We start from the raw sequence: 13,725 nt of genomic DNA, 5'->3' as shown, positions 1-13,725 counted from the left end.
GGGTTAACCCCGCCCGTTGCTTCACCTGCGCTCATGCGCGACAACACCGGTCGGTCTCTGGTTGCCGCTGGTTGAAAGACTGGGGTCACGTCACTAGCCTCCGCAGCGGCACTCCGAGCATCGAACCGACTAGCGGCGGTCAGTAACGAAAACTGGCTTGGAGCAATACCTCTCGTCCACGCGCCACCACCCCTCGCTGCTCGCCTTGCGTCAGTGGTACACTCGTACCTCCAGTACGATCGCCGGCGAACAGCAGATAGTATTTGTTGGTCAAGTTCCTACCAATGAGCGACATTCCCCAGCGGCCGTCAGGCGACCCAATACGAGCACTCGCATTGAGGCGCCAGAAGTCTGGCTGTCGGGACGCTGGAGCGAAACTGTCGCTAGCGTAGTAGCTAGAACTGTAAAAAGCATCGCCTGTGATCCCTGCTTCCAGGTTGGATCCTGCAGGCACTGTCAGTTCGAAACCAGCATTACCCGACAAGTCTGGCGAACGCGCTGGCGCGCGACCGTCGAGTACCTGCTGCAGCACAGGCGTTCCCGCCGCCGTCAGCTGGCGCGCTCCGTTGACACCCGTCACGAATGAACAGCCTGGCGGTGCTGCGGCCGTGAGCGCCTGGGCGGCGGGAATGGTATAACCATAGCACTGACCGGTATAGCCACGGAAACGATTGTGGACATACGCGATCGCACCGTGAAGCCGCAGCATCCGCGATGCGTCGAACGTGGCCTCCAGCTCGCCGCCGCGCTGGCGCACCGCTCCTGCATTGCTTATTTGAAACCGGATCGTGCTGGCATCGTAGGTCGTTACCTGCAGATTGCGGAAATCATAGGCGAACAACGACGAGCTCAGCCGCAGCCGCCGATCGAACAACTCGCCCTTCGCCCCAGCCTCGAACCCGCGCGCGGTTTCCGAGTTGAAATCGATATCGGACAGCGTCGTCACCGTCTGGATCGGACTGGTGATTCCGAAGCCACCCGACTTGAACCCAGTCTTGTAAGCTACGTAGATCGTCGAGTTGGCAACAGGGTGATACGACAGCGTCGCCTCCGGCGAGATATTGTCGTCCTTGAACCGGCCAGCGAGGATGCCGGGCGTCGCGTCGGTCGATCCGGGGAACACGGTCGTCGCGGTGTTGAACCGGCCAAGCGCCGAATTGACGCCGTAGAGGTTCTGGTTGCGCGTCCTCTTAGTTTCGGACGTATAGCGGGCACCCGCGGCAAGCTCGACCTTGGGCAGCACCAGCCATGTCGCCTGGCCAAACGCCGAATACGTCTGGCCCTTCAGCCACGCCACCTTCTCATAGGTTTCGATGCGATTGTTCGCCGGATTGTAGCTAATATCGGCGCGGAAGTTGGTATCGTTGTACAGATCGTCGCGGGTGTCGCCGTAATAGGCGCCGACCAGGAAGTTGAGCGGCCCTTCGAGTTTGGTCAGCAGCCGAAGCTCCTGGCTGAACGCACGATAGCTCGTATTCTCGTACGTCGTCAGCGCGTTGTCGACGGTGTGCGTCAGGCCCGACACGCTGCGATAGCGGTTGTAGATGCGGCCCGTCAGCGACGACAGGTTGAACTTGTCGGCGTCGTATTTCATCACCAGCGATCCGATCCACGCGGTGTTGACACCGCGTGAGCGATTGTCGCCGTTCAGCGCCGGGATGCGGTTCGCGATCGCAGGGACGATGTTGCTGAAGCTCGTCTGATTATCGGCGCGGCAGTCTCCAAAGGGATCGACGACGCCGAACGATCGCGGCTTGCCGTCGCTGCACGGACCGATGTTCTGCGAAAAGGACCCTCCGCCCTGATCGTGCGCGACTAAGCCGAACAACTTGGCGCTTGCGGAGAAGCGATTGTCCGGTTTGAATTCGAGCGTCACGCGGCCCATCAGCTCGTCGTCGCCGACACGCCGCCCGGGCGGCCCAGGCAGACCTCCTGTCGACGCAGGCAGCGAAGCCGGAAAGAAGGGGTTCGCCGCCGGCTGCGCATTGTTGTAGAGCCAACCCTTTGCATCACGATAACGGACGGCGACACGTCCGCCGATCGTATCGGTGATCGGCCCCGAGACATGGCCTTCCGTTGTAACCTCGTCGGCGACGAACTCGTAGCCGACGCGCCCGCCCACCTCGAACCGGTCGGTCGGCCCCGCGGTGGTAATCGAGATCACGCCGGCCGGGCTGTTCTTACCGAAGAACAGCGCCTGTGGCCCCTTCAGAACCTCGACCTGCTGGATGTCGAAGAAGCCGAGCGTAGCAACACGGCCCGACGACGACTGGATGCCGTCGATCGCGACAGACACCGGCTGCTCGTAGCCCACCTGGGTTGGCGGCGAGCTGATGCCGCGGATCGCGATCGATCCGCCACCGATAGTACGATAATTGCTGACGATGACCGTCGGCGTCAGCTCGCCGATCTTTGTCAGATCCGTCGCATTGTATTTGGCGATCGCCTGCTCTGACAGCACTGAGACGGCGACGGGAACGTTGAGCAGGCTTTCGCGGCGGAGGCGCGCAGTGACGACGATTTCACCGTCGCTCGATGAGGCGGTGTCAGGCACGGCCTGAGGTTCGGCGGGGGGCGCCTCCTGCGGGTCGGTAGCGGCGGTGGTCGCGCTAGGGCCGGTAGCAAGCGTGGTCTGCGCGGCGGCGGTCGCGAGTGCGCTGTAGCCGACGGCGGCGAGCGCCATCATCCGGATCGCACCATGGGTACGTGCCTTCATCATCCATCCTCCCGACCGACATGCTTCGATCGGCGTCGCGCCCCCATTTGCGGGTGATCGCTGGCCGTCATCCGGTCTGAACGAAACCTAGATCGGCATGACGCGGACTGTCAACGCGGGCGTTGATATATTTTTTGGATAGGCTTGTTCTCGGAATGACTTCGTTTTGAATGTTAGCAACTTTCCGTCATCGACATCACAGCAAAGCAGCCCAGTGACGACCCATGGAAGCCCTGAGTTGGTTCGCTGCGTTCCCAATCATGAGCTAGCTACACCTGACGCCCCCTCGCTACGCATTAAAGTAGAGACACGCCCTAATTTGCAACACTAACGTTGACGCGCTGCAGCATCAAACGTCCATAATGGCGACCGCCCGCATCCACCCAGCTGATGCGGCGCGCACGTTGACCGGGAAACAGGCGATTGTGAATCCCGTCGCCGGCAGCTGTTCGAGCGCGTGGAGCTTTTCGATATGGCAATAGCCGATTGTCCGCCCGGCCTTGTGCCCCTCCCAGATCAGTGCGGCATCGTGCGTCTCGCCATAGCGCACGCCGGTGTGGACGAACGGGGCGTCCCAGCTCCATCCGTCGGTCCCTGTCACTCGCACTCCGCGCTCGGTCAGGTACAGCGTCGCCTCTCGCCCCATGCCGCATCCTGATGCGACATAATCGTCCTGTCCGAACCGGCTGCCAGCCCGGGTGTTGACGACGACGATCTCTAGCGGCGACAGCGTATGACCGATCCGTGCCAGCTCCGCCTCGACTTCCGCGGCGCTCACGACGTGCCCGTCGGGCAGGTGGCGGAAGTCGAGCTTCACGCCCGGCTGGAAACACCAGTCCAGTGGCACCTCGTCGATCGTGATCGCGCGCTTCCCACCGTCCATCGTTGAGGCATAGTGGTAGGGCGCATCGAGGTGCGTGCCGTTGTGCGTCGTCAGCTGCACCCGCTCGATCGCCCAGGCCTCGCCATCGGGCAGGTCGGCCGCAGTCAGACCCGGAAAGAAGCCGAGCAGCCCCGGCACCGACGCCTTGTGGTCGATATAGTCGATGCTCGGGCCATAGCCGGGCGGATCGGACAGGACGCCGTTCTCGATCGGTACCGACAGGTCGATGATGCGTCGCGCCATATTGTCAGAACTCCACCCGGTTGCCGCCCTTCAGGCCGAGCATCGCCCGCGCCTCGCCGGGCGTTGCCGGCTCGTGCCCCATCTCGCGCAGGATGCGGACGATCTTCTCCACCTGCTGCGCGTTCGATACTGCCATTTCGCCACGCTCAATGAACAGGCTGTCCTCCAGTCCAACACGGACGTGCCCGCCGAGTAGCGCTGCCTGCGTCAGAAATGGCATCTGATGCTTCCCCGCCGCCAGTACCGACCACTGGAATGCGTCGCGCCCGAACAACCGGTCGGCGGTGCCCTTCATAAATGCCAGATTTTCGAGATCGGGGCCGATCCCGCCCAGGATGCCGAAGATCATTTGAACAAAGAACGGCGGTTTCACGATCCCGGCATCGACGAAATAGGCGAGGTTATAGAGGTGGCCGACGTCGTAGCACTCGTGCTCGAACCGAGTCCCGCTCTCGCCCATCGTCGCGATGATTCGGTCGATGTCGCGGAAGGTGTTGCGGAAGATATAGTCGTCGGAGTTGAGGACATAGTCCTTTTCCCACGCATGCTTCCACGTCGCGATCCGCTTGCCCGCACCGTGGAAGGCAAAGTTGATACTGCCCATGTTGAGCGAGCACATTTCCGGCTTGAACCGCACCGCCGCCGCCAGCCGCTGGTCAAGCGGCATCGTCGCCGACCCGCCCGTCGTCAGGTTGACTACGGCGTCGGTGCGCTGACGGATGACCGGCAGGAACCGGTCGTAGACGTCTGGATCGCCGGTCGGCTGTCCCGTCTCTGGTATGCGGGCATGCAGATGGAGGATCGCGGCGCCCGCCTCCGCTGCCGCGACAGCCTGGTCGGCGATCTCCTCGGGCGTCACCGGCAGCGCGTCGGACATGCTCGGCGTGTGCGCCCCGCCGGTGACCGCGCAGGTGATGATGATCTTCGCCATGCTTACGCTCCTCGCTGGACGGCCAGAAGTTGGCGGTGCAGCCCCAGCCGGTCGCCAGACACTTGCGCGCGGATAATCGCGCCATCGGCGACGTCGATCATCGCAGCGAGGCGCAGCACCACCGGAGTTCCGACCAAGCTCGTGTCGATATCCTCGAAGCCGCCGGCGTAACCCCCGCGATACTCGACATGCACCGCCGCACGAGCCCCCGCGGTGAAAAGATGCGACACCGTCTGTCCGCCCGCTTCGATAAGCGACGCGAAGCCAGGCCCTCCGATCAGCACCGGGTCTATTAGCGGGCTGTGCAGGATCTCGGGCAACCATCCCCGCACCACCGCCTCGGTAACCCCGTCGGGACCAAGTACCGCCTGATCCCAAGGCGCGAGGCCGGGCGCCGACACCGCATCGGGCAGGCCGCTCTTCAACTGCCGCTTGCGCGCCAGGTAATCCTCTTCGGCCCAGCCATGGCTCAGCCTTCCGTCAGCCAGCCGAAACAGCGTGATCCCACGCCACGCCGCCACTCGGCCGCCATCGCGGATCGAGGCGCCATGCTCGGTGAAGCGCATCGCCACGCCCTCGCTACCGAGTATCGCGTCGTGGACGGTGACGGTCAGACCGGGGAACTGGTCGAGCTGCGCCGCGGTCGCGGGCAGGTAGCCGTCGTCGCGCCCAGCAAACACATGCCCGCCGATCGACAGTCGATAGGCCGGGTCCATCACCCATTCGACCGCGCTCGTGTCGTGCGAGGTCAGGAAATCGACTGCGAACCCCCGCAATGCGCGCGCCTCGACGGACAGCGTCATGCCGAAGCCTCCGCCGACGCGCGATCGATCTCGCGCAATTCCTTTTTCAGTATCTTGCCCGACGCCGTCTGCGGCAATTCGCCGACGAAGCGAATCGAGGTCGGGCATTTGTAATGAGCCAGCCGCGCGCGGGCGTATGCGATCATCTCCGCCTCATCGGGCGTCGCTCCCACGCGGGGGACGACGTAGGCGCGAGGGCTCTCGCCCCATTTGGCATGAGGTACGCCGATCACCGCGACCTGGCCAACGTCAAGATGCGCGCCGAGCACGTTCTCAATCTCGGTCGGATAGACGTTCTCGCCGCCCGATACGATCATGTCCTTGTAGCGGTCGTGGATAAAGACGAAGCCTTCGTCGTCGCAATACGCCGCGTCGCCCGTCTTCAGCCAGCCGTCTTCAGTGATCGCCGCCGCCGTCTCGTCGGGTTTGCGCCAATACCCCAGCGCCACCATCCCAGACCGTATCCGGATCTCGCCGACTTCGCCCGTCGCCACTGCGCGCTCGCTGGCAGGATCGACCAGCGCCACCTCGACCCATGGTAACGGCCGCCCGCACGATCGCAGCCGCTCAGGGTTGGGGCCATCGGGATCGTGCTGTTCGGGCGGCAGGCTGATGACCGTGCCCGCGGTCTCGGTCGCGCCATAGGCATGGCTGAACGCACAGCCGAATAGCGCCAGCGCTCGGCGTAGCAGCGGCTCGCCGATGGGCGCCGCGCCATAGAGGATGCGCTTCAATCCCCGCGGCGCCTCGCCACCCGCCTCAACATGATCGACCAATCGCTGCACCACCGTCGGCACGAAGAACCCGTGGGTCACGCCGTGCCGGTTGATCGCGGCGACGATGCTCGCGGGGTCGAGCTTGTCGAGCAGCACCGTCTCCCCGCCCTGGCTCAGCGCCATCATGCCATAGCCGATGCCGCCGATGTGAAAGAGCGGCATTGCTACCAGGTTGACGCTTGTCGCATCGAACGCCCAGATTTCGCGTGCCATGCGCTCGACGTAGGACAGATTAGCCTGACTGATGAGCACACCCTTCGGCTGGCCCGTGGTGCCCGACGTATATAGCAGCAGCGTCGGCGCCTCAGGATCGACCGGTGGCAGGATGGGATCGGGATTAGCCGCGGCGCTGCAGGCGGCGAGATGATCGAGCTCGATGCGCGGCGTCGCGTCGCTGCCTAGCATCGGGCTTAGCGACGCCTGGATTAGCACCACCGCGGGCTCCGCATCGGCGACGATTTGCGCGATCTCGCGCGTAGCAAGCCGCCAGTTGAGCGGCAGCATGATCGCGCCGATCCGCGCACAGGCGAAGGCCAGCTCGTAGAAGATCGTCCCAGTGTGCGACAGTAGCGCGACACGGTCCCCCGCGCCCACTCCCTCATTGACCAGCAAGTCGGCCAGCTGGCCGCTGCGCCGGTCGAGATCGCGAAAGCTTAGCCGCTCATCCTCATGCGCCAGGCACGGTGCATCTGGCGTAGCGTTAGCGAAGCCGCGCATCAGCGAGAGCAGGGTTGGCTGCACCGCCTCGTCCCCCTCAATAGCTCTTGGGCAGACCCATGCCATGCTGCGCGACGTGGTTCAGCACCATCTCGCGGCTGACCGGCGCGGTCTTGTGCAGCCGCGCGATGAACCACAGGTCGGCAAGGCCATATTCGTAGCTCAAGCCGTTGCCACCATGGACCTGGATCGCCTGATCGAGCGCTTTTAGCGAGGCATCGGCGGCCATGAACTTCGCCATGTTCGCCGTCTCGGCCGCATCCTCGCCCAAATCAAACAGCTGCGCCGCGCGCGCATTGAGCAGTCGCGCCGCCTGAACGTGGATATAGGCCTCGGCGAGCGGATGGGCGACGCCCTGGTGCTGCGCGATCGGTATCCCCCAGACCGATCGGTCGCGCGCATAGGCCGCGCCCTGCGCCAACGCGAAGCGGGCGATGCCGTTGTTGATCGCCGCGGCGGAAATCCTCTCCGGGTTCAGTCCGACGAACACCTGCCGCAACCCCGCGCCGCGCTTGCCGATCAGCGCGCGGGCATCGAGGTGAATATTGTCGTAGAAGGTAACGAACTGCTTCTCGGGTGTCATCACCGCCGCGTCGATCGGCTGATAACTTAACCCCGGCGCATCGGTCGGGACCAGGAACAACGACAGCGCCGAGCGACCGTCGCCCGTCTCTATGTCTGCATCGCGCGCGACGATCATCACCGCGTCTGCGACGTTGATCCCCGACGTCCAGTATTTCGAGCCGTTGAGGACGAAGCCGTCGCCGTCGCCGGTGACGCTGGTCTTCACCTTGTGCGTGTTCGACCCCGCGTCAGGTTCTGTGATCGCAAAGCAAATCTTCTTCGTCCCTGCGGCGATACCGGGTAGCCACTCGGCCTTCATCGCCTCACTGCCGTGTGCGGCGATGATCGGCGCGGTGATCGAATTGATGACTAGTTGAAGCAGCGGGCAACCCTGCGCCGCTGCCTCCTCGACCACGACATTGTATTCGGCGATCCCACCGCCGCTACCGCCATGCTCTTCAGGAATGTGTACCCCGAGGAACCCCGCCTCACCCAGCGCCTGCCACAGCGCCTCGGGCTCGACCCCGCGCTTGACGCAGTCCTGATAATATTTGCGTCCAAACTTCCCGACCAGCCGGCCGACGCTCTCGCGGAGCTCGCGGTGGTGATCGGCGGTGTCCACCAAGGGAGAGAAAAACATTGGCTGCGTGGCCATCAGGTCGGTTCCTTTGCGAAAGCGTCAGGCGTTGGGCCAGTCGAAGAAGCCGCGCCCTGACTTGGCGCCGAGGCGGCCTTCGGCGACCATCGTCGCGAGAATGGCAGGGGGAGCGAAGCGAGGCCCGTGCGCGGCCTCCAGCGTCCGCGCGACTTCCAGTCGGACGTCGAGCCCGACGATGTCGCTCAATCGAAGCGGCCCGACCGGATGGCGATAGGCGAGTACCGCGGCGCGATCGATATCCTCGGCACTGGCGACCCCATCCTCCAGCATCCGCATCGCTTCGAGCGCCGCCGAAAAATCGAGGCGGCTAGTTGCGAAGCCGGGAACGTCGCGAACCGTGATCGTCTCCTTACCGATCGCCGCGCCGAACGCGCGCGCCGCCGCCAGCGTCTCGGCTGACGTCGCCGACCCTACTACGATCTCGAGCAGCTTCAGCGACCACACCGGATTGAAGAAGTGCAGCCCGATGAACGCCCCGCGATCCGCGACGCTTTCGGCCAGCATGTTGATTGATAGCGCGCTGGTGTTGGTTGCAAGCAACGTCGGCGAACGGGCGGCGGCGCGGGCTAGCACGTCGCGCTTCAACTCCAGCCGCTCAGGCACCGACTCGACGACGACGTCGAGCCCCTCGGGCATTTCTTCGATTAACGCCACCCGGCTCACCCGCGCCAACGCGGTGAACTTCGCCTCCGCGGCCAACTTACCCCGCGCTACCGCGCCATCGAGCGTTTCCTCGATCGTCCGCAGCATCGCGGCCGCGCGTGCCTCATCTGGCTCGGCGACGTGCACGCCATAGCCGGCCAGCGCCGCGACATAGGCGATGCCAACGCCCATCGTCCCGCCGCCGATCACCGCAACGCGCTGACCCTCGACACTCATCGTCCGCTCCATCGTGGCGCCCGCTTGTCCGCGAAAGCGCGCGCGCCTTCCTGCGCATCGTCGGAGGCGAGGACCGCCTCGACCATCGGCCGCTGGATCGTCCAGCGCTCCGCGACCGGCCAGTCGGGGGCCGCCGCCATGATCGCCTTGCTCGTCGCCACCGATAGCGGCGCGTTCGCCGCGATCTCGTCAGCCAGCGCCGATGCCGCCGCCAATGCCTCGCCGCTCGCGACCAGCCGGTTGACCAGCCCCCAGCGATGCGCCGTCGCCGCGTCCATCCGCCGCGCGGTCAGCGCATATTCCAGCGCAATCGCCGGCGGGATCCGCTCGCGCAGCCGGATCAGTCCGCCCGATCCCGCAACCAGTCCCCGCGCCGCTTCGGGCAGCCCGAACACGGCGCCCTCGCCTGCGACGATCAGGTCGCACGCCAGCGCCAATTCGCACCCACCGGCGAGCGCGAAGCCCTCGACCGCCGCGATCAACGGCTTCTCCGGCGGCGCTTCTGCCACGCCCGCGAAGCCGCGCCCTTCGAGTTCGGGCCGCTCGCCATCGACGAACGCCTTCAGGTCCATGCCCGAGCAGAAGTTGCCGCCCGACCCCGTGACGATCCCTACCCGCAGATCGGCATCGGCATCAAGCGTGTCGAGCGCCGCCGCAATCGCCAGCGACACGGCGCGATTGACGGCATTGCGCTGCGCCGGCCGGTCGATCGTCATGACCAGTACCGCGCCGCGCCGCTCGATGAGGACGGGGGCGCTCGTCATGCTGCCACCATCGGGCGATCGGCATAGGTTACGTCGTAATCCCCTAGGTCGGCGGCGTCCGTCATCCCCCACATATCGATGATGCGGAACGGGTTGTTGACGACGATCCGCCCCTTCGAATTGCGGACGTATCCATTCACGCCGGGATAGGTCCAAACCAGTCCGGCGTGCGTCTCGTCGACCTTGGCGTTATAGGCATCGTGAACTTCGCGGCGGACATCGATCGTCACGATGTCGTTCGCAAACATCTGACGCAGCAACGCCATGACGTAATGCATTTGTCGCTCAAGCACAGAGATCAGACTGCCGCCATGCCCATATTGTGTGTTCGGGCCGTAGAGGCAGAAGAAGTTAGGATAGCCCGGCACCACCGTCCCCAGATACGCCCGCGCATCGTCGCCATCCCAGTCGCGGTGCAACTCGCGCCCGCCGACGCCGAAAACGCGCATCGGCGCTAGCAGGTTGACGACGTCGAACCCCGTCGCCCAGATGATGGCGTCCGCCGGATGTGTCGCGCCATCGCTCGTGACGATGCCGTCTTCCAGCACCTCGCTGACCCCCGCAGTCACTAACTCGACGTGGGGACGCGCCAGCGTTCTAAACCACCCATTGTCGAGCAGCATCCGCTTCCCGAAGGGCGGATAGCTTGGTAGCACTTTGGGCAGCAAGTCGCGTCGCTCGCCTAGCTCGCTTTCCATATACGCGGTTAATCCGCGCCGGTGCGCATCATTGATCGCGTTGATCGACCGCCCCTGGCCGTCCCATGCGGGGTCTTGCCGCAGCGCCTCATATTGCTTGTCGTTGAACGCCCAACTGAGCCGCAGGCGATACCACAAGCGATACAGAGGCATTTCCTGCAGCAACCGCTGCAACGCATCTGGGATGGATTGCTGGAACTTAGGGAAGGGCGCGACCCATTGTGGCGTACGGTTGACGATGGTGAGATGCGCCACCTCGTCAGCGATCGCTGGCGCGACCTGCATCGCGCTGGCGCCGTTGCCGACCAGCACAACTCGCTTACCGCGCAGGTCCAGCCCCGCGTCTGGATAACGCGCGGTGTGGACACTGGGCCCGCGAAAGCCATCCATCCCTGGCACGTCAGGCAAGCGCGGCTTGTTGAAGGCGCCGACGCCCGACAGGATCATCGATGCGCTCAGCACTTCCTCTGCGCCGCCGGCCGAGAGAACCGTGACATGCCATTCGCTGGCATCGTCGTCCCAGCGCGCCTCGGTCACCTCAATGCCGAAGCGGATGTGACGGCGCACGTCATAGCTGTCGGCGACATGCTGTAGATACGCATGAATTTCACGGCTGCCGGCAAAATACCGTGACCAGGTGAATGGTGCATAAGAGAAGGAATAGAGGTGGCTCGGCACGTCGCATGCGGCGCCGGGGTAGCGGTTCTCGAACCAAACGCCGCCCAATTCCTCGCGGCGTTCGACGATCGTGTAAGGAATGCCAGCAGCAGAGAACTGTATGGCGGCGCACAGCCCAGAAATACCGGCACCAATAATGAGCGCACGAAACCCTTCGGGCACGCTCACAGCATTCTGATCAACGCAATCCGGTCGGTCGCCTCCGTTGAGTTGCAATTCGTGGCGGATCATCGGCGCATAGTCGGACGGGATATCTTCCCCGAGCGACACACTCATCATTTCAACCAGCAGCGTATCGTCGGGATTTGGCAACGCCACTGGCTTGCCCATAAACCAATCGGCGATGGCGGCGTGCGCCGCGTCGCGAATCTCTCGCTGCACCGCGACCGGCAACCCGCCGTCGTCGTTGTCATCAAGCCCGCGAGTACGGGTGGGGACAAATCGTCCCTCAATCCACTTTCGATTGCCAGTCAAATGAGCGAGCACGCAGGCCAACGTCGGTATGTTCGCCTGTGCGACCGCATCGGCCAGCCAATCGGCTGCATCCTCTCCCATCGGCAACCTCTCGTGTTCTACCGCCCGGCGCCTGGGGGCCTTTGCATCACCACGCCGTCAAGCACCTCCTACGGTATGTCGCCGCCAACTGTCAACGCATGTGTTGACTAAGATGCTCCGCTACCCGGTTGATTGTCGTCTCAGCCTGCGGCGTCAGCGTCGGCAGGCTCGCAAAACCGTGGATCATCCCCGGTATCCGCGCGTGCCTCACACTAACGCCCGACAGTCGTAAGGCATCAACCAACGCGATCCCTTCGTCACCAAGTGGGTCGCAGCCCGCCGTCACCACAAGGGTCGGGGGCAACCCGGTAAGGTCGAGTTTGGTAAGCGCATCCGGTTCGCCGACCGCCGTCCAAGCCCAGCGCATCCAGTCACGGGTCAGTAAATGTCCCACGCCAAACAAATCCCAAGACGCTGAATGACAAGCGGGATCAACCGCTGGGTACAGGAGGCTTAGCGCGGCCGCCGACATTCCCTGCCCCCGCCCTGCCACTGCAGCGACGACCGCCAGATAACCCCCGGCACTGTCGCCGCAGAGTGCTACGCGCCCGCAACCTTGCGACATTAGCCATCGCCACGCCGCCAGGACGTCATTCCGCCCCGCCGGGTAAGGGTATTCGGGAGCCAGGCGGTAATCGACCGCCACTACCATCACGCCGCTTGCCACCGCGATCGAGCGGCACATCGCATCGTGACTATCAAGCGACCCGACGACGAATCCGCCCCCATGAACGAACAGGATCGCGTCCCGCGGCGATGGGGTGAAGCAATATAGACGAAGGGTGCTTCGTAACCCCGTCACAGCCCTATCGAGGGTCTCAACAGACGGCAGGGCAGATCCGGAGACCGCAGCCATCGGAGCATCAATTCTCGCTCGGTACACCGCCATCTCGGATCCCTGGCGTGGTGGCCGCAGGGCAGAACGAGGGTCATCCAGCAAAGCCGCAAAGGCGGGATCGGGATTATCAGGCATCCGGTGATCATCCACGATCCGTTCCAAAGACTCAACGGCTACGTTGATCAATTGCTCGCCCGGGCAAGCTGCGGCATGAAGCGGCATGAGCGATGAAACATCCGGCAAGCCGGCGCCCAGCCGCATCGGTCAACGCCGGTCGGCAGCACGATCGGACAAACGGGCGTCGTATCAGGCCAAGCGACATGAAATCGCCGAGGCGGCCAAACGGGTGTTCAATCGCCTCGGTTTTGAACGTGCAAGCCTGGCCGCGGTCGCAGAAGAGATGGGTATCGACCGCGCTTCGCTCTATTACTACGTTTCCTCAAAGGAACAGCTTTTTGACGAGATTGTACGGACTGTAGTGGAACGGAACGCCGATATGGCGAAAAAGATTGAGAATAGTAATATATCCCCGCGTAGAAAGCTACGCGATCTTATCGTAATGTTGATGACTTCATACGGCGAACACTACCCGCTTTTCTATATCTATATCAGAGAGAATCTTAGTCATGTGAGCGACGCTCGCAGCGAGTGGTCGCAAGAAATGCGCCGGGTTAATCGGGCGACGACCGATAGCATGGTCGCCATTATTGAAGAAGGATACGCTGACAAAAGCTTCCGCAATCTCGGTCCGTCTACGATCGTAGCATCAGGGATCTTCGGTGTGATTGGCTGGACGCATCGCTGGTTTCGCCCGGACCGCAGTGGGACCAACGCAACCGAGATAGGGCGCATTTACGCCGAAATGGTCTTGGGCGGTTTGGAAGACCCCTACGTTTAAACCGCTGGATCAATGCGGCCAGCCTAAGTCTGAGCTGCCCCCTTCTGAGTGGTCCATCGACTATGACAGTCTGGATCAAGGAAGGGACGACGAATGCCTTCGAAGAAGCACAAGCCCGAGGAGA

General features: G+C 63.6%; 11 protein-coding genes. 1 reads left to right on the top strand and 10 read right to left on the bottom strand.

Going from position 1 to position 13,725, the window contains the following annotated elements:
* Positions 1 to 139 precede the first annotated feature (139 nt).
* From GGQ80_RS18065 to GGQ80_RS18020, 10 genes are all read right to left on the bottom strand, one after another.
* The gene (locus GGQ80_RS18065; RefSeq protein ID WP_221364505.1) at positions 140 to 2,683 is read right to left on the bottom strand and encodes a TonB-dependent receptor; all 2,544 of its coding nucleotides are present in this window, start codon (positions 2,681 to 2,683) and stop codon (positions 140 to 142) included.
* A 382-nt stretch (positions 2,684 to 3,065) separates the two neighbouring features.
* Positions 3,066 to 3,842 carry a cyclase family protein gene (locus tag GGQ80_RS18060; RefSeq protein ID WP_183987478.1) on the bottom strand — a complete coding sequence of 259 codons (777 nt, stop codon included), beginning with the start codon at positions 3,840 to 3,842 and terminating at the stop codon, positions 3,066 to 3,068.
* 4 nt (positions 3,843 to 3,846) lie between these two features.
* Positions 3,847 to 4,773: a 3,5-dioxohexanoate:acetyl-CoA acetone transferase gene (gene kce / locus GGQ80_RS18055; RefSeq protein ID WP_183987476.1), complete on the bottom strand. Its 927-nt coding sequence runs from the start codon at positions 4,771 to 4,773 to the stop codon at positions 3,847 to 3,849.
* 2 nt (positions 4,774 to 4,775) lie between these two features.
* The gene (locus tag GGQ80_RS18050; protein ID WP_183987474.1) at positions 4,776 to 5,576 is read right to left on the bottom strand and encodes an ester cyclase; all 801 of its coding nucleotides are present in this window, start codon (positions 5,574 to 5,576) and stop codon (positions 4,776 to 4,778) included.
* On the bottom strand, positions 5,573 to 7,093 hold the full coding sequence (locus GGQ80_RS18045) for an AMP-binding protein (protein WP_183987472.1): 1,521 nt from the start codon (positions 7,091 to 7,093) through the stop codon (positions 5,573 to 5,575). Before GGQ80_RS18045 ends, GGQ80_RS18050 begins: the two co-directional genes overlap by 4 nt.
* Before the next feature lie 13 nt (positions 7,094 to 7,106).
* Positions 7,107 to 8,288: an acyl-CoA dehydrogenase family protein gene (locus tag GGQ80_RS18040; protein WP_183987469.1), complete on the bottom strand. Its 1,182-nt coding sequence runs from the start codon at positions 8,286 to 8,288 to the stop codon at positions 7,107 to 7,109.
* A gap of 24 nt (positions 8,289 to 8,312) precedes the next feature.
* Positions 8,313 to 9,170 carry a 3-hydroxyacyl-CoA dehydrogenase family protein gene (locus GGQ80_RS18035; protein WP_183987467.1) on the bottom strand — a complete coding sequence of 286 codons (858 nt, stop codon included), beginning with the start codon at positions 9,168 to 9,170 and terminating at the stop codon, positions 8,313 to 8,315.
* Entirely contained in the window at positions 9,167 to 9,934 is a 768-nt protein-coding gene (locus tag GGQ80_RS18030) for a crotonase/enoyl-CoA hydratase family protein (RefSeq protein ID WP_183987465.1), read from the bottom strand. The genes GGQ80_RS18035 and GGQ80_RS18030 overlap by 4 nt, the downstream gene beginning before the upstream one ends.
* Positions 9,931 to 11,865 (bottom strand): flavin-containing monooxygenase, encoded by a 1,935-nt coding sequence (locus GGQ80_RS18025; RefSeq protein ID WP_183987463.1) that lies wholly within the window; start codon positions 11,863 to 11,865, stop codon positions 9,931 to 9,933. The genes GGQ80_RS18030 and GGQ80_RS18025 overlap by 4 nt, the downstream gene beginning before the upstream one ends.
* 91 nt (positions 11,866 to 11,956) lie before the next feature.
* A complete protein-coding gene (locus GGQ80_RS18020; RefSeq protein ID WP_183987461.1) occupies positions 11,957 to 12,925 on the bottom strand; it encodes an alpha/beta hydrolase in 969 nt (322 codons plus the stop codon).
* Between GGQ80_RS18020 and GGQ80_RS18015 the strand changes: the two genes are divergently transcribed.
* Positions 12,924 to 13,601 (top strand): TetR/AcrR family transcriptional regulator, encoded by a 678-nt coding sequence (locus tag GGQ80_RS18015; protein ID WP_183987459.1) that lies wholly within the window; start codon positions 12,924 to 12,926, stop codon positions 13,599 to 13,601. The two genes, GGQ80_RS18020 and GGQ80_RS18015, sit on opposite strands and share 2 nt — an antisense overlap.
* The last annotated feature ends 124 nt before the right edge of the window (positions 13,602 to 13,725 follow it).

The organism is Sphingomonas jinjuensis, from assembly GCF_014197105.1.
Classification (GTDB): domain Bacteria; phylum Pseudomonadota; class Alphaproteobacteria; order Sphingomonadales; family Sphingomonadaceae; genus Sphingomonas; species Sphingomonas jinjuensis.
Note: the sequence above shows the minus strand (reverse complement) of the source record. Positions and strands in the feature narration are given on the sequence as shown.

Bases quoted from the DNA above. Each gene is read 5' to 3' on its own strand.
- GGQ80_RS18040 (WP_183987469.1), bottom strand. From the start codon at position 8,288: ATGGCCACGCAGCCAATGTTTTTCTCTCCCTTGGTGGACACCGCCGAT.
- GGQ80_RS18050 (WP_183987474.1), bottom strand. From the start codon at position 5,576: ATGACGCTGTCCGTCGAGGCGCGCGCATTGCGGGGGTTCGCAGTCGAT.
- kce (WP_183987476.1), bottom strand. From the start codon at position 4,773: ATGGCGAAGATCATCATCACCTGCGCGGTCACCGGCGGGGCGCACACG.
- GGQ80_RS18015 (WP_183987459.1), top strand. From the start codon at position 12,924: ATGAGCGATGAAACATCCGGCAAGCCGGCGCCCAGCCGCATCGGTCAA.
- GGQ80_RS18060 (WP_183987478.1), bottom strand. From the start codon at position 3,842: ATGGCGCGACGCATCATCGACCTGTCGGTACCGATCGAGAACGGCGTC.
- GGQ80_RS18030 (WP_183987465.1), bottom strand. From the start codon at position 9,934: ATGACGAGCGCCCCCGTCCTCATCGAGCGGCGCGGCGCGGTACTGGTC.
- GGQ80_RS18025 (WP_183987463.1), bottom strand. From the start codon at position 11,865: ATGGGAGAGGATGCAGCCGATTGGCTGGCCGATGCGGTCGCACAGGCG.
- GGQ80_RS18065 (WP_221364505.1), bottom strand. From the start codon at position 2,683: ATGGCGCTCGCCGCCGTCGGCTACAGCGCACTCGCGACCGCCGCCGCG.
- GGQ80_RS18035 (WP_183987467.1), bottom strand. From the start codon at position 9,170: ATGAGTGTCGAGGGTCAGCGCGTTGCGGTGATCGGCGGCGGGACGATG.
- GGQ80_RS18020 (WP_183987461.1), bottom strand. From the start codon at position 12,925: ATGCCGCTTCATGCCGCAGCTTGCCCGGGCGAGCAATTGATCAACGTA.